At 40.9% G+C, this 16,963-nt stretch carries 10 protein-coding genes; 3 read left to right on the forward strand and 7 right to left on the reverse strand.

Annotated elements, in window-relative coordinates; translation table 11 throughout:
- The first annotated feature begins 1,455 nt into the window (after positions 1-1,455).
- Positions 1,456-1,644, forward strand: a complete 189-nt coding sequence (locus Q0541_RS30595; RefSeq protein ID WP_298920043.1) for a transposase — start codon at positions 1,456-1,458, stop codon at positions 1,642-1,644.
- A gap of 151 nt (positions 1,645-1,795) precedes the next feature.
- Here Q0541_RS30595 and Q0541_RS30600 read toward each other — a convergent pair whose 3' ends face one another.
- The 7 genes from Q0541_RS30600 to Q0541_RS30630 all read right to left on the reverse strand — a co-directional run bounded on the left by Q0541_RS30600 (position 1,796) and on the right by Q0541_RS30630 (position 10,350).
- The gene (locus tag Q0541_RS30600) at positions 1,796-3,073 is read right to left on the reverse strand and encodes a glycosyltransferase (protein WP_298920045.1); all 1,278 of its coding nucleotides are present in this window, start codon (positions 3,071-3,073) and stop codon (positions 1,796-1,798) included.
- Positions 3,074-3,483: 410 nt separating this feature from the next.
- Complete coding sequence (locus tag Q0541_RS30605) at positions 3,484-4,770, reverse strand: glycosyltransferase family 2 protein (protein WP_298920047.1); 1,287 nt, start codon at positions 4,768-4,770, stop codon at positions 3,484-3,486.
- Positions 4,771-4,879: 109 nt separating this feature from the next.
- Positions 4,880-5,347, reverse strand: a complete 468-nt coding sequence (locus tag Q0541_RS30610; protein ID WP_298920049.1) for a DUF2141 domain-containing protein — start codon at positions 5,345-5,347, stop codon at positions 4,880-4,882.
- A 78-nt stretch (positions 5,348-5,425) separates the two neighbouring features.
- Entirely contained in the window at positions 5,426-6,409 is a 984-nt protein-coding gene (locus Q0541_RS30615) for a glycosyltransferase family 2 protein (protein ID WP_298920093.1), read from the reverse strand.
- 293 nt (positions 6,410-6,702) lie between these two features.
- Positions 6,703-7,707, reverse strand: a complete 1,005-nt coding sequence (locus tag Q0541_RS30620) for an NAD(P)-dependent oxidoreductase (RefSeq protein WP_298920054.1) — start codon at positions 7,705-7,707, stop codon at positions 6,703-6,705.
- A 202-nt stretch (positions 7,708-7,909) separates the two neighbouring features.
- On the reverse strand, positions 7,910-9,088 hold the full coding sequence (gene devC, locus Q0541_RS30625; protein ID WP_298920056.1) for an ABC transporter permease DevC: 1,179 nt from the start codon (positions 9,086-9,088) through the stop codon (positions 7,910-7,912).
- Between the two features lie 53 nt (positions 9,089-9,141).
- Positions 9,142-10,350 (reverse strand): ABC exporter membrane fusion protein, encoded by a 1,209-nt coding sequence (locus tag Q0541_RS30630; RefSeq protein ID WP_298920058.1) that lies wholly within the window; start codon positions 10,348-10,350, stop codon positions 9,142-9,144.
- 1,759 nt (positions 10,351-12,109) lie between these two features.
- On the opposite strand from Q0541_RS30630, the gene Q0541_RS30635 reads away from it, so the two are divergent.
- Positions 12,110-12,394, forward strand: a complete 285-nt coding sequence (locus tag Q0541_RS30635) for a hypothetical protein (protein ID WP_298920060.1) — start codon at positions 12,110-12,112, stop codon at positions 12,392-12,394.
- Positions 12,395-12,766: 372 nt separating this feature from the next.
- A partial coding sequence (locus Q0541_RS30640; protein ID WP_298920062.1) for a beta-ketoacyl synthase N-terminal-like domain-containing protein occupies positions 12,767-16,963 on the forward strand: 4,197 nt, incomplete at its 3' end.

Below are 16,963 nucleotides of genomic sequence, written 5' to 3' on the forward strand. Positions count from 1 at the left end.
AGAGGGATTTAGGGTGAGGGCAAAAACTACGGTTCTCAACATAGATGAGGTTTAACCTCATTCTTTCGTTAAGGAATCGCACCTTCTGGGTGTCTTAATTAATACACGATAACGATTTTGAAAGCTTGAACCCTACCATAATCGTTAAGGGATAAGCACGAATGGCACGCTTGAAAAGCTCTAAGCTATGTGGAATAAGAACTACGGCTTTTAAAGCTATTGAACAGTGTCGGGATGGGTCAGGCAATTGTCTTTGATGCAGTCTCATTGAAGCGATGCCTACGGCGGTAAACTACGCCGATAAAGTTCATCGCAAAGAGCGATCACTGTGCAGAGGCAGTGGAATGGGATGTATGGGTTGTGTAAATTTTGTGGTAGGTAGAAAAAGCGAAGCTCGTTCATGAAATACTTTCATTGAGACGAGCAAGCAAATATAACTACTACTACTGTGACACTGCGAGTAAAAATCCTCACTTGATAATTTAGTCAGAGTTTAGAATTACCTTTCGGCTTTTCAAGCGTGCCATTCGCTTAAAGGGCACTTACCAATATGCGAAATTGTTTTCTTTCTTCTCTGTTTCCAACGATACATTTCTCTAAGTCAATATATCGAGCTGCTGCCTTCATCTTTACCAAATCTTTAAGAAAATGAAGTGCAATGTGCGATAACCTACAATCCCAAAGGTTTGAGAAATTCAGAGCCAGACAACGGTAAGGAAGAGTGAGGAGCAAGATGAAAACATTACGACCCACGTTATCTATCTTGAGTGGTATTGCCTTGGCGACTTCAGGAATGGTTCTCAGTGCAGCGCCTCCTGCCTTGGCTGATTTGTTATGGGACTGGAGTTATAAATGTTCCATTTTAACGAGGCAAACAAAGTGTAAGGGCGGGAGCGGTACGTTCACGACAACGAACTAGCAGGGAAGTGGCGGAGACCAATACTACGTAGTAAATGGTATTACGGGAACGGTGGAAGGGAACACAATCACCTCCCTGGTCGCGCCTGATTCTCTGGGATCTGATAATGATAATAAACTATCGCCCGCAGGGAATAGTGTAACTCCTTACTTGAATATTGGCATTAGTGGACCGAGTCACAAAATAACCGGCATTGCCTTCCTGACAAACAATGATCCCCCGACGAATGGGAACGGAAATCTGTTATATTCAAATTTTATAGATGATTATGTAGCGTTACTACACCCAAATTTCGGGGCCGAATAAATTATCGTTGGAGAATATAGATTTTTCATCGAAGCAGGTGGGAGTAGTGGGGTCGCTGCCGCCGGCGGCGGTTCCCGAACCTAGTAGCCTTCTGGCTTATATCACACTGGGCGGTTTAATGCTAGGGAGTACTCTCAGAAAAGCTTTCAAGTAAGGGATAAAAGGGAGAGGGTGAAGATGCCTTTTCTCTTTTTTCTCGTTTTCGATACGTGGCACGGGGGGGGGGAAAAATGGGCAGACTGAAAAGAGAATTTTTGGTCGCTTATTCCTATCATATCACCACTCGTTGCAACAACCGAGATTTCACCTTAGCACGTCGTAAAACGAGAGAAATTTTCCTGTATATCATCAAACAAGCACAGGACAAATATGGCTTCAAACTCTATGCCCTGTGCATCATGCTCAATCATGTCCATTAGAGCTTTTCAAGCGTGCCATTCGGATAAGCACAAATATACTGATTAGACAGTCAGGGCCTTTTGCTCCCCCAACCCTGCGAGGAAAAGGGGCTGGGGGGTTAGGTTTTTGATTACTGAATCGATGCTCTAGCGATCATCGTGTTTGTTATTGTTATGGTCTTATACTGCCTGTACCTACCTGCACCTTCTGCGATCCTTCAACGATTTGGTAAAGTTTGTCTTCTAATTTTTGCATACATGCCGACCAATCAAAGTCAAGTATGGAAGGGCGAGCTTGCCGAGTCAAATCTGCTTTAAGGCTGGAATTTTCCAAAATCGCAATCACTTTGTGGGCAAAATCTGTTGGGTTGTTGGGTTCGGCTAAGAAACCGTTGATCGCATGAAAAACTTGTTCAGGATTTCCTCCAGCGTTGGCTGCTACAACAGGGGTTCCAGATGCTAAAGCTTCCATATTGGTGGTACAGAAGTTTTCGGTAACAGAGGGGTTGACAAATACATCGGCTCGTGCATATAAACCTAGAAGTTCTGTTCCGTGGGACTCACCCCAGACAGTAATACCGGACTCAAACTTTTGGACGCGCCGACGGATCTCCTCATCCAAGGGGCCACTACCGACAATGACTAAATGGACATCAGGGATTTTGGCAGCAATGATTGGAAATGCATCTATAAGTTGGGTGACATTTTTTTCTGGAGTAATGCGTCCGACAAAAAGGATAGTTGGTCGATAGTCGTTAACAATGGGATTGTAGTCTATATTTTGGGGGTGAAATTTTTCGCAATCAATCCCTTGATATGGCACGTATTCACTGCGTTGGCATTTCAGTCGGTTGTATTTAGCAAGCAGTTCTTGAGACGGAAATAAGTTGAGATCATAAGCATCACTAAACTGCTTAACTAAAAGGGGAACAATCGGACGTAGCAAGCTGAAGAACAGATTTCCTAAGTAATATCGAATATAGGCAACGATATCGGTATGGAAAATTGAGATGATTGGGGTATCAGTTTGTTTAGCATACTCAACTCCTATAGGGCGACCATAACCTTGTAAGAAAAGTGAGTATAATCCTCTCATTTGCGCCGCTTCTTCAACCAGTATAATATCGGGCTGGAAGTTCTCAAGTAACTTACTATCACTCCAATAGCGATAGTTTAATGGTTGAGGAAGAGATTTGTAGAAGATTAACGGTTTGGTGGGGAATGCATAAGCAGAAAAGTTGGGGAAGGGCTGTAGTTCATCCAATCCTGACATTGGGCGATTTCCAATCTTTTTGGGGTACTGGCTATTAATTTCTGGGTGGATAAGAAAGACCTCATGCCCTTGTTGCAGTAACCATTGAACCCGTTGGTGGACTGCGACGGAAACTCCAGTCAAGAAAGGAGGGTACAATGCTGTAAACAGTGCAATGCGAAGTGGTTGCTTAGTCATAAAAAGGGGAATATTACACTAAAATGCTGGTTTGGAATTTAGGATTTACGCAGCAAATGTTTCATGAACATCCTGATTATTTGGTTCAGAAATTACCACTAACACAGTTAGTCTAAGGATTTACACATTTACAAATGGGCTAAATTGTCGATTCTGAAGAGGATGTTTCTAAATTTTGCTTAGAAACTATCAAAATATCTAAAATCCTTAGTCAAAATTCCCCTTAATATATTTATCTAAACCCTTGTCATAAATGTAAATAAATTTCGGTAATCAACAAACAAAAGCGTGTATTTTGACAAGGGTTATAGCTCATCTAGTTCTACTAAATATAAGATAAGATAATTTGAAGACTAGGGAATGTTTAGTGTAATAACTTTCATTCCCTAGTTTATATCTAGCAATTCACTTTAAAGAGAAACCTTGCTATTAATAGGCTGATCCAACCATTGATAAGGACGATATTCGACTAGCCGGATATTCCAAGGCCCTTGAACTCGATAGGAGACACCGCGCCAAGTAACTGTTGAGATCCACAATGACGATAGCATCGCTAACCCATAAATCCATTGTGTCAAGGGAATCCCAATCAACATTTTGATGATTGTAACAGCTGATAATTTTGCGTAGACGTGCAAGGGCTTGCCAATAGACATCGCCTGGTCATTAGAGCGAACCACTCGCTGTATCTCTAATTCCAACACCAGCATTATCAAAAGTAATCCGACAGTATAAACTCCATAGCAGCCTAACAAGAGAGCCGCAGCTTCCCATTTTGTCTCTAACAACGACTCTAGAATTAACAGGATGACTATAGTCGGAAACAAAATGCTAGAAACAGCTTCACTAACTAGAGCTAACCAACGTGGGTGATACAGTCGAGAATAAAGGATGAGGCGCTTAAGATAATCTATTAAGTTGAATAAATCAGTCTCTTCACGATTTACTATCAGCAGCGAAGGCACAAACTTTACATGCAACCCATGTTTTTTGAGGATGTTGTGCATCATAAAATCTTCGCCTAAAGCTTGTCCCCACTTATCTAGCAGTTCTGTTTGGCGAAGCACTTCTGTTTTCATAGCCAAAGTCCCACCCCAAGGAATCTGGAAGATAAACATTTGCACTACTGCGGATACATTGCCTATGTAGCGTACTAAAGATCCCCAATACTTACCTGTAGGTACGTACCAACGATAACCTGTTGTCGCCCCCACTTTGGGATCACCTAAAGGACTGACTAATTCTCGCAGCCAATTCACATGGACTATAGTATCAGCATCTACTAGGGCAACCACCTTGTAAGAATCGTCCAACTCATGGATAGCTTGCACTAAAGAACTGCATTTGAGACTACAATTGTTGCGTACTGTTCGCAAAGGGCTAATTTGAACGTTGGTCGCTTCCTGCTCTGTGATCGTTTCACTGGCAATTTTCCAAGCGGGATCTTCGTGACTATCAACGATCAACTTTAAATCATACTGTGGATAGTTCTGATTTAGGAGCGATCGCAAACATCTAGGCAAAAACGGATCGGCTCCGCGTAGGCAAAGAATCACTGCTGTTTTAGGTAACTGATCATCTGGTAATAAGTTTTTTTTGGATGAGCGCAGATACCATATAAAGACAAGCGTTAAACACACCTGAATAACTAGCCAACTCATCAAAGACTTAGAGAAAAATATCGCCAAATCTTCCATTAAATTTTTAATCTCCGATAGGATTAGGGATTGGGGACTGGGGATTAGGGATTAGGGATTGGAAATCAGAAGTATCTTTTAGAGAAGCAGTACCCAGTCCCCAGTCCCTTTAGGAATCAAGCGAATATTTCATAATAATGTTGACTGTTGTATTTTTGTTTACAACAAAACTGGCGTCACGAAACTTTGGCGCACCTGTTTGTACGGACACAGTTGGATTTTTAGAAATCCCAAAACCTTCTTTGGGAATACCGAAAAAGTCTTTGTTGAGTTTGCGATCGCCATTCTGATCATCAACTACAGCGACAGCATAAGTTCCAGGCTTCAAACCGGAAAATTCTTTTTTTACAGAACTTCCAGTAATCTTAACGCAGCCACTTTGATCTCCACTAGAATTACTCATCGGAAATCCTCGTTCACTTGGGTAAACTCTCAAGCAAATCTCACCTTTTTGGTGATGTATTCCATTTACCACAACAGTTAGTGTTTCAGTTGGTTCAGCATTCACTGTTTTAGCAAAGCTGATGCTCACTAAAGTAGCAAGCAAAACATGACAAAATTGAGATAGTTTCAGCATAGTTTTGTAGTCATAATAGGTGATTTTGGGGCTGTTCAAAAGCTGCGATCGCCAGCTTTTATTTTTAAACCGATTTATTCAAAGCGTGACTTGTGGTTTTTTAATTGATGCTTTATACCAACCTTTCCAAAGTACTTGTAGCACTTTTAGCAAATCTTTCAGCAAAAGATATTGTGTCCCTTTTAAATGCTGATATAGACTTATATGACAACATAGCCGCTCATACAAACTCAGGGGACTACGCCATATGGAGAGTACATACTCCCAGAATATTCTCCAATGTGGCAATAAAATTTTTCCTTTCTTTGCTGAATCAAACCATACTGCATATGCATAAAAATCAGGCAGCATACTCAATGAGGGTTTTTTACTGTTGTCAGTAAACAACAAATAATTAGGGAAATACATACTCATTGATTGTTGCGGATGGCTTCTGGCAAAAAACAGGTTTTCAGGGATTTCATAAAATCTACCGAGAATACCAAGTCTTAACAAGAGAATTCCATCTGCATTACCGTAACCACCCATAGGCGGTATCTTTCTCAAGGCACTGGCACGAATTACTCCATAACATTGATAACATAAATGCTTGGTCAGCAATTCGTTAAAACGCTGCTGTGGTTTTAGTGCATCTGCCTTGAGTTTGATATCGTAATTTTGGAGAAAATTTCCCTGTTCATCAATGAAATATGTCTGGGAGTGACACAAGATGATGCTAGGATCTTGGTCAAGCACTTCAACACACTTCTTGATAAAATCTGGAGCATGTAGATCATCATAGGCTGCCCACTTAAAGTACTCACCCGAAGACAATTTAAAGACGCGATCAAAGTTACGGGCGCAACCAATATTCTTGTCATTGCGGTAGTAACAGATACGTTGGTCTTGCTTGGCGTATGCTCTACAAATTTCTTCAGTTTTATCTGTAGATGCATTATCTGAAATAATTATCTCAAAATCTTCAAAGGTCTGAGCCAAGAGTGAATCAATGGCTTCTTTGAGAAATTTTTCACCATTGTATACAGGTAATCCAATGCTCAATCGTGGCTGATTCCCAATCATAGAAAACATGTATTCGGAAAATAGGTGGATTATTTTATGCTTAATTGCAGCTAATTTTAGGCAGATGCAACGTAAGAATCCAGAAATCAGAATCCAGAAGTCAGAATTAAGAAGACTTTGATACTTAACATCTTGTACCAAATTCCAAACTCCTGTACAGACGCGATTAATCGCGTCTCTACTCCTAATTTTTGTACAGACGCGATTAATCGCGTCTCTACTCCTAATTCCTAACCCCTAATCCCTAACTCCCAACTCCTTACAATCCAACAATGATTACGAAAGTTTATGGACTATTTGATCAAGCGTTGGATATCTGTTTTTTGCAGCCATTTATGTGTTTGCTGCATTCCTTCTTCTAGGTCAATTGTTGGTTTATAATTTAACAGGCTTTGTGCTTTGACAATCGAACAAGCATAGGGACGAGTCATAAAATCTATAGACTCAGGTAAAATATCAACTTTTTGGCGAAAAAGTTTTTGTCCTTGAACACGTAGCTTTACAAACAACTTGATTTCATCTTTCGATAATGAAAGGGGTGCTGATAAACCTTCCATTGCTGCTAAACGCATAAAATACTCTTTCCAGGAAGTTTCTTGTCCATCGGTAATATTAAATATTTCACCATAGGTTTCTTTTTCTATCGCTAGAAAGATGCCATCAATCAGGTTATCTATATATACATGATTGATTACTCCTTTACTATCGTTGGCACAGGCAAATAATTTTTGGCGCATCATTAGAATTGGTCTGACTATCCAAGGAATACTTCCTGGGCCGTAAACATCTCCGGCCCGAATAACGATGATGCCAAAATCTGGCGGATTATTCAGTTCTAATACTGCTGTTTCGGCTTCTATTTTCGTTTGACAATATGGATTATTTTCGCCAGAGAGTGGCCCGGATTCTGTAACACCATTCGGATAGTTGAAACCGTAAACCATCACACTGGATAGATGCACGAATGTTTTGACACCAGCCTGTTTAGCGGCTTTAGCTATGTTGATAGTACCGCCAACATTGACATCACGAAAATGGTTAATTGCGCCAGTTTCTTCAGCAATTTGATATGTATGTAAAACGATGTCTACTCCCTGACAAGCCTTTTGGGCAGTGGTAGAATCAGTGATACTACCAATAATTACCTCAACACCTAAATTCTGTAATTGTTTGTTCTGTTCTGTAGAACTTTGCAATCCACGAACCTTCATTCCTTGCGCTATGGCTAACTCGGCTGCACGCAAACCGACAAGTTCATCAATCCCAGTAATTAGGAGGGTTTTGTTTTTGAGGTTCATAAAGTCGGGATTATTGTTAAATAGGTGAATTGGAGTTGTTAGATAAAAGACTTCAAAGTTATACCAAATTTAAATTTTGGTAAAGACTTTTAATCTCAAATTGCTAGAAGGAGCAATTTTTTTGTGGAGAGGCTGCACCAATGATTACTTATGAGTCTATATCAGGGCAAAATAATTCGATGATTTTGCTGCTAGGAATCAGCTAAAAAATATCTCCCGGATCTGCGGAGCGGAGTTTGTTGATAGCAAGGGCACCTGAAGTTATACACATTAATACTGTTGAAGTTAAGATAAGCAATGCATTATTAATGGTCATAACTATTGGTAATTTAGTTGCTTCTGCTGCAAAACTATATAACAACACAGAACTAATCAATCCGGGAATATAACCTAAAATTGCCAGAATTAAAGCTTGCTGAAATACCACATTTAATAAATATCTATTGGCATAACCTATAGCTTTTAAAGTAGCGTAAGCAACGAACTGCGTAGCAATATTGCTGTAAAGAATTTGATAAACAATAACCACACCAACAACCGCAGCCATTGTCAACATCAAGTTAAGTATAAAACCAATTGGTGTTCTGATTGCCCAATATTTTTTTTCAAAATCAATAAAGCCTTGGCGTGTAAAAACTTGGACATCATTAGGTAAACTTGCTTGCAAATTTTTCAGTACTGTTTCTGGATTACTACCAGGTTTAAGGGAAATCAAACCGATATCTATCATATCTGCCGGACGACTATTGGGATTTATCCTCAGGAAAGTTGAGTCACTGACAATTAAATTTCCGTCTACCCCAAAGGAAGGCCCTAAGCTGAATAATCCACCAATTCTCACTCTATAGCCAATTAATGAATTGAAGGGAAATATTTCAATTGTCTGTCCAGTATCTCCGGCATTAAATTTTTCAGCTATTGGGCCAAACTCTGGGCGAGAACCCCGGTCAAAAAACACGACATCAGGAATTTTGAGTTTATCTAAATTTTTCTCAACTTCTGGGATGTTCATCACAGGGTTACCTGGATCGAAACCAATAACGTATATTGAATATTTCTCACTAGTTGCCGGATTTTTCAGTTTAGCAAATTGTAAATACATGGGGCTAACTGACTCTACGCCATCAAACCCCAAAGATTGGTACAAACTAGTCCGGGAAAAGCTTTGATTTGAAGTCAAAGATTTATATTGCGAACTAACTAAAAATAAATCTCCCTTGAGATTCTGATGCAGTGCGGTTGCACTTGAATAGAGAGCATCTTGAAAACCAAGTTGCACAAACATTAGCAGGACAATAAAACCAATCCCGGCTACAGCTACTACTAAACGAACTTTTTGCTGGGCTAGCTGTAGCCATCCTAAAGGAATTTTGAAAATCATGGATTTATTTGTTAATTATTATTTGTCATTGGTCATTTTTGAATGATTAATGACTAAATATGAATGGCGACATCCACTTGTAAGTTAGTTAAACGAGCTACCCTTTGACTATCTGCGGGATTATCGATAGAGATTTTCACCTCAACTATTCTGCGGTCTGTATCTGAACTAGGGTTGAGGCTGAAGATGCCTTGCTTGTCAACTTGCCAACCAATCTCTTTCACAGTTCCCTTTAATGTTCCAGTAAATGCAGTGCTGGTAATTGTGGCTTTTTGTCCTACACGCACTTTGCGAACATCGGTTTGATACACCTCTGCAATCACATACATTTGAGATGTCTTACCTATCTCAGCAAATCCTTTGTTGGTGCTGATAACTTCTCCGGTTTTGGCGTGAATTTTTAATATTTTGCCAGCTATGGGAGATTTGATGTAACTTAAATCCAAGTCGGCTTTTGCTTGTTGAACAGAAGTTGTTGCACTGTTGACTTCGGTTTGTGCGACTTGAACATCTACGCCACGCACTTCACTAATACTGGTGAGTTGCGCTTGTGATTGCTTTTTCTGTTCTTGGAATGTGTCTTGAGTCCGCTTGAGAGTGGCTTGGGCTTCTGTTAGTTGCTGTTGTGTAGTCTTTAGTTGCAAAGCCTTAGTATCTGCTATAGAAGCTGCGATCGCGCCTTGTTTGTATAATTGCTGATAGCGATCGTTCTCGGCTTGAGCATTGTCTACCTCAGCCTGGATGCGGGCGATTGTCGCCTGTTGTGTGGCAATGTCTCCTTTATATTGTGGCTCTAAACGGGCGATCGCTGCCTTTTGAGCATCGATATCTCCGGTTTTAGCTCCAGATTTCACCTGCGCTAGTTTAGCTTTGGAAACTTGCAGTTGGTCTAAAGCCTGTTGCAAAGCTGTTCTAGAACGACCATAATTTTCTAGATATGCCAATAATTGCCCTGCTTTAACCGCGTCTCCTTCTTTCACCAACAGTCTTTCTACCCGCACCCCGTTATTGGAAGCCGGAGCAGTCAAAGAAGTAACTTCGCCTTCTGGCTCCAAACGACCCAAGGCAGTCACAGCAAGTTTCACAGGAGTGGCAGCTTTTGGAGGAAGCGCTTGCGGTGTCTGAACTTTAGCCCTTGACCAAAACATAGTCAAACTATAAAGAGCTATTAATCCGGCCGCTAAAGCCAAAGAAGCTGCTAAAATTGCTTGCGATCGACCTATGGGTTTTCTGAATAATCGGCTTTCTTTATTCACTGCCATATTTTCATTCCAATTGTGCTTTATAAGGGGATGGCCTGGTTATATTTAGTCCATTAGAATAGACTCATCTGCAAATTACCTAGAGGGCTTTTCCTCTAGAGTTTCTACCTTAATAAAGTGGATGGGTCTAAATTGGTTTTATATGAATTGTTGTACGTATTTGCCACCTAAAATCACTATTGTGGCGTGAAAATTAATGATGCTGTTACTTCAAAGCTTCCTAAGTTATATCCTAATTTCACTTCTATTCCAGTAGCGTAAAATACAATAGCGCTAACCAGAAAACTTACTTGCAATCATAACGAAGCGCTAATAAAAATGAACTAAAAACTTGGATAAACTTGTCCTTAAGTATGGCAAAAAATTTGAATTTTGTCAACTAATTGAGTTCGCATAAGTCTTGATTCTATCACGTAAATATTTAATCCAAGTAAGATTAGAGACTGAAGAAATTTAATCATCACTAATCACTCATCTGCCAATTGAATACTAACAAATAGTTATTTATTAAGCAGATTTGATATTACTAACAGATTATTGTTAGCTAGGTTGTGTACTATCAGACATTCTGATCAGTTTTGATCCTACTAATTAAAGGCATGAAGTGATACCTTTGGTGGATTACGCCAACGGACACAAGGCGGAAGTCACGCATTCAAAAGTCAAAAGTATTATGGAATAAGCTCTTTAGGGATTTTAAATGGTTGCTCTATTTACGCCGTGGTGTACTAGTACACTGTGGCGGAAGTTTGTTTACCTTTAACAAGGGGCAAAATCCCTTGTTATTACCAACATCCTGAGAAATCCTCTGCTTCGTTGCCATCCCACCTTGGAATAAATTCTGAGGCTAATAACTTGCATTCCTCTCAAGAGGACTATAGCAGTTCTCCTTCGGATGCAGGGCACAGCAATGCTGTATCCCTACGAATGGTATGTATTCCATGTAATTGAGAACCGCTATAAACACAGAATTTGAAGCGATGTACATAGCTATCCTTGGTGAAAGGGAAAATAAAGAGCTTTTGAGCCGCTGAACTTAAGTTCTGGGCGGAATGTAGGTTAGCGCAATACTTTGACTGTTATAAAAATGTGGGTAAAGCCTCGTGTAGCTGCGGTTTATAATCGCTCTTTTAACTGATGCAAGCATGATTATGTTTATCAAGCAACATACTAAAAATTAACATTTGCTTTATAAATAACTGCTTTGCTTCTGAAGTTGACTTATATTGAAAAATAACCCAAAACTTTGATTCAATTATGATGTTTCTCTGAGAAAACATACCTATAATTATTCAATTTATCTATGTATTCATTGAATTGTTACTTACTAGACAATAGATTTGCATTATTAACTTAATCCAGCGCAAATTTATAGCTAACCCGTAGATAACAAAATATTTCCCAGATTCAGCTAGTCATAAATTATACTTATTGGGTAAATTTTATTCAAAATTCACATCAGTAGTAGTGGAGGTTTATTTATAAAATAACCTTAAAGAAATGATTTAGTTTCTGTAAAGTATGTTAGTGTTTTTATTAATTCAATGCTTTAAAGTAGTTATAAAAAGTAGTTATTTAATTAAAATTTTGAAATTAAAAATAACTAAACATAACTGCTTTGTCATCACCTTATGATCGTTTAATTACTTTTTCAATTTGCATAAACTCGGATTAAAGGTGGTGTGTTTTCTGTAACGAACTTGTCAACTTTGCTGGGTCAAATCCCATAAACTAATTATCCTGGACGTTGAAACTGGCTATGACATTTATCAAGATACAGAACGTTGTCATGAACACCAGCTACGTTGCTGCAATTAAGCTAAATAATCAAACGATTTTGGGCGAAAAAAGCGTTTCTGTTCCCTTAGCTACTCCTCAGTTTCCATCGCTCCAATGGGATATCATTGCTCAAAATCTTTACCATTACAAATTGATTGAATTTACTGGTCAAGCAGTTATTACACTCCAAGACTATTTTACCAGTTTTAACAACGTTATCGACCGTGCCAATTTGAGATTTTGGGTCACACCTTTGGTGCGCTGACAGCGCAACTTGGATTTTTTGGTTCGTCCTCCACTCATTGTGGGTGGAACAAATCTAAAAGACGCTCGTAACGACGCTTGATTACTCACTATCGCTAACGCAAATCTAAAATCCAAAATTGGTTGACCTATTGCCACAATATCAAGAGTCTAACGTTGTCTAACATTTTTGTGCGATCGCAGTGTGCCAAAATCGCCTATAAATCTAGGGCTTTATCAGGGCAGTATGTGTCGTGTGGTGTCGATTTGGAGAAAAGCCAAAAGCCTTTAGCGGAGATAGGATAGCTAACTGCTTACAAAACAAGAGTTTTTCATTATTAGTAGGCAACAGAAATTACTGTAGCTACGCAATCCACAGTACTCACTATGCCCTATGTCTGCTTATTCAATTGATACTGCCTTAGCGGAGTTAGAGAGCCTTATCAATAATTGCGAAAAGGCTGTGAAGAGGTCTATAGAGGAAAAAAAAATGAAGTCAGATAAATCAGTCTCAATCAACAAAATTAACAGACAATTACAACACAATCCTATAGCCATTGTTGGGATGGCATCTCTATTGCCTAAAGCCAGAAATTTGCGGGAATACTGGCAAAACATAGTAAACAAAATTGATTGTATTACTGATGTTCCTTCCACTCACTGGAGCGTCGAAGATTATTATGATCCGAATCCGAGAACTCCTGAAGATAAAACCTACTGTAAAAGAGGCGGATTTATTCCAGAGGTAGATTTTAACCCGATGGAATTCGGTATACCACCCAGCATTTTGGAAGTCACAGATGTATCGCAACTGTTAAGTTTAGTGGTTGCGAAAGAGGCGATGGAAGATGCAGGTTATGGCGAAAAACGTGAGTTTAGCCGTGAGACTGTTGGCGTAATCTTAGGCGTGGCTATGGCCAAACAGTTAGGAATGCCACTTTCTGCCAGATTGGAATATCCGATTTGGGAAAAAGCACTCAAAAGCAGCGGTTTATCCGATGAGGATACGCAAAAAATCGTCGAGAAAATCAAAAGCGCCTATGTGAAGTGGGATGAGAACGCTTTCCCTGGAATGTTAGCTAACGTAGTCGCGGGTAGAATTGCCAACCGTCTAAATTTTGGCGGGATGAACTGCGTAGTTGATGCCGCTTGCGCTAGTTCCTTCGGTGCTTTAAAGATGGCAATTAGTGAGCTAGTTGAGCATCGTTCTGACATGATGCTAACTGGTGGTGTTGATACTGATAACACCATCATGGCTTTCATATCGTTCAGCAAAACACCGGCTGTTTCTCCCACTGAGAATGTCAAACCTTTCGATGCTAAATCGGATGGGATGATGCTGGGTGAAGGTATCGGCATGATTGTCCTCAGACGGCTGGAAGATGCCGAACGCGACAACGATAAAATCTATGCCGTAATTAAAGGTATTGGTACCTCCAGCGATGGGCGCTATAAGAGCATTTATGCTCCCCGCAAAGAAGGTCAAATTAAAGCTTTAGAACGTGCTTATGAAGATGCCGGCTTTTCTCCCGCCACTGTTGGTTTAATGGAAGCACATGGCACTGGTACAATGGCTGGAGATCCGACAGAATTCGGATCTTTAAAAGACTTCTTTGGGGAACATGATCACAAAAAACAGCACATCGCTTTGGGTAGTGTAAAATCGCAAATTGGACACACAAAAGCGGCTGCGGGGGCGGCGAGTTTGATTAAAACTGCTTTGGCATTACATCACAAAGTATTGCCGCCCACAATTAATATCACCGAGCCGAACCCCAAACTCAATATTAAAAATTCCGCCTTTTATTTGAATACCGAAACCAGACCTTGGATTCGTGCAGAAGGGGAAGCCCCAAGACGTGCAGGTGTAAGTTCTTTCGGCTTTGGCGGCACTAACTATCATGTCGTCTTAGAAGAATATGAAGCTGACCAAAACCAGGCTTACCGCTTACACAGTCCTGCTAGTGAAGTGCTGTTGTTTGCTCCGACAGTAGACCAATTGCTGACCAAATCTGAAGAGATTTTAGGTAAGTTGCGATCGCCTGAAGCAAAAACACACTATGCACAATTAGTCCAGGAGTGCAAATCGCCACAGATTCCCCTCTCTGCTGCCAGATTTGGGTTTGTAGCTGAGAATCTCGAAGAAGCTTGCAAGTTGTTGCAAACTAGCATTGACTGGCTGAAACACAAAGGAACAGCAGCATCTTGGGAGCATCCCCAAGGGATTTATTACCGCGCCTCTGGTATGGAGTTGGGTGGAAAAGTTGTTGCTCTATTTTCTGGTCAAGGTTCACAATACTTGGAGATGGGCCGGGAACTGGTAACGAATTTTCCTTTGATGCGGCGTCTTCATGGCTACATGGATAGCTTGTTACTCAAAGATAATTTACAGCCGCTTTCAGAAATCGTTTTTCCTCATCCGGTGTTTGAGGAAGCAGAAAAAAATGCCCAAATTGCTGCCTTACAACGCACAGAATATGCTCAACCAGCCATTGGGGTGTTGAGTGCAGGGATGTACAGCATACTGCAACAAGCTGGGTTCAAGTCAGATTTTGTGGCGGGACATAGCTTTGGTGAACTGACAGCGCTTTGGGCTGCGGGAGTTTTGAGTACAGAAGATTACTTGTTCTTAGTGAAAGCTAGGGGTCAAGCAATGGCGGCTCCAGAAGACCCGGATCATGATGCGGGTAGTATGTTGGCTGTTAAAGAAGACATCAGCAAAGTCGAAGCAGTGCTGAAGCATTTTCCCCTAGTTGCGATCGCTAATCAAAATTCTCCAACTCAATTTGTCTTGGCTGGGCCCACCGCAGAAATCGCCAGAGTCAGAGAGGCTTTACACGAGAAAGGATATACGGCTGTATTGTTACCTGTTTCAGCAGCTTTCCATACACCGTTAATTGCCTTTGCTCAGAAATCCTTTGCGATCGCTACTAAGTCTGTCAAGTTCCAAAGTCCCAAAATCCCTGTTTACAGCAACGTTACCAGCAAACAGTATCCCAAAGAACCCCAAGGTATTCAAAAAATCCTGGAAACGCACCTTTCCAACTCAGTGCTGTTTAAGCAGGAAATTGAAAATATCTATGCAGCCGGTGGTACTTGCTTTGTGGAATTTGGACCGCGGAGAATTCTCACCAACTTGGTAAAAGATATCCTTGGCGATCGCCCTCATATTACCGTATCTTTGAACCCCAGCACTCAAAAGAATAGCGATCGCTCTTTGCGAGAAGCAGTTGTGCAGTTGCGGGTAATTGGTCTGGCTTTGAATAACCTCGATCCTTATCAACTTCCTCAAACTCTACCCCCAATTGAGACGAAGAAGACGTTAAATGTCCGTTTAAACGGCATCAACTATAGATCCGAAAAAACGAAAAATGCCTTCGCTCTAGCTTTGCAGGATGGGTACAAAGTTACATTACCCACCCCCGAACATTCTGATGCGGCTCCCTTATTCACCAGCCCAGGCGTAACTCCACCTCTAGCAGTGATAGAGACTAACGGACATAAAAAACCATCCCTTGTTACCGCCCCAGCAATGAACGGTGTGACTTCTAATATCATCACCCAAACAGAGCAACAAATGAATCCTGTGACCCTTTCAAGTCAACCAGCCCAGGAATCTAAGATGCAACCAACACCAGAAAAACTTACTAATTACCAACAGCTTTTAGAAAGTTTAGAATACCTCCTGACACAGTTTCAGGAAAATCAAGCCGATAATTTACAAGTTCACGGAACTTATCTCAACCATCAAATGGAATATGCCAAAGCGTTTTTCCAACTGATGCAGCAGCAGAATTCCTTGTTGAGTGAAAGTAAATCAACAGCCGAAACTGCCAAAATGAAGCTAGTTGTCATGGAAAGCTTAGAGCGCAGCATGATGCAGTTTCACTCCCAACAAGGTGAAACCCTACGCATCCATGAGCAATATCTCCAAGAGCAGCTGGAATATACCAAAAACTTTTTCCAACTCATACAACAAGAGTATTCTCAAATCATCTCTGGTGAGGGAACGACTCAACTAGCAGAGATAAGCAACGGGGTACGCCATAATTTCACTCCGTTCACCACAGAAACAACTGTTACTGATGCACCAGTACCCCCTACTACCAAGATAGTAGAAAGCCAGCCTTTGCCTGTAACTGAGCCAGTAGCGAAAAATGGCTCAACTGTTACCCAAGCACCTCTCCCCCCCGCTCCCCAGGTGGTACCTGTAGTTGATCCTGTATCCCCCACTTCTAAGAAGGATGAAAATTCTTCTTCTTTACTCCCTAATCTCTTCTCCCCACTCCCTATCGAGACAGTAGAGCCTGTAGTCGAGCCACCTGTCCCAGTAGTAGAACCTCAAACCGAGGTTGTAGTCACAATTAGCTCACCCCCAGTCAACGAAGTTATCGCATTCACCCCAGAACCAGCACCCACAACTGCTGCACCTGTATCTGGCGCAACTATCGATATTGTTGACTTGGATAAAAACCTGTTAGCGATCACCAGTGACAAGACTGGCTACCCAGTCGAGATGCTGGAAATGGACATGGACATGGAGGCGGACTTAGGGATTGACTCCATCAAACGGGTGGAAATCTTAGGGGCG

The organism is uncultured Nostoc sp. (assembly GCF_937863485.1).
In the GTDB taxonomy this organism is placed as follows: Bacteria; Cyanobacteriota; Cyanobacteriia; order Cyanobacteriales; family Nostocaceae; genus Nostoc.

Bases quoted from the DNA above. Each gene is read 5' to 3' on its own strand.
- Q0541_RS30595 (WP_298920043.1), top strand. From the start codon at position 1,456: ATGGGCAGACTGAAAAGAGAATTTTTGGTCGCTTATTCCTATCATATC.
- Q0541_RS30600 (WP_298920045.1), bottom strand. From the start codon at position 3,073: ATGACTAAGCAACCACTTCGCATTGCACTGTTTACAGCATTGTACCCT.
- Q0541_RS30605 (WP_298920047.1), bottom strand. From the start codon at position 4,770: ATGGAAGATTTGGCGATATTTTTCTCTAAGTCTTTGATGAGTTGGCTA.
- Q0541_RS30610 (WP_298920049.1), bottom strand. From the start codon at position 5,347: ATGCTGAAACTATCTCAATTTTGTCATGTTTTGCTTGCTACTTTAGTG.
- Q0541_RS30615 (WP_298920093.1), bottom strand. From the start codon at position 6,409: ATGATTGGGAATCAGCCACGATTGAGCATTGGATTACCTGTATACAAT.
- Q0541_RS30620 (WP_298920054.1), bottom strand. From the start codon at position 7,707: ATGAACCTCAAAAACAAAACCCTCCTAATTACTGGGATTGATGAACTT.
- devC (WP_298920056.1), bottom strand. From the start codon at position 9,088: ATGATTTTCAAAATTCCTTTAGGATGGCTACAGCTAGCCCAGCAAAAA.
- Q0541_RS30630 (WP_298920058.1), bottom strand. From the start codon at position 10,350: ATGGCAGTGAATAAAGAAAGCCGATTATTCAGAAAACCCATAGGTCGA.
- Q0541_RS30635 (WP_298920060.1), top strand. From the start codon at position 12,110: ATGACATTTATCAAGATACAGAACGTTGTCATGAACACCAGCTACGTT.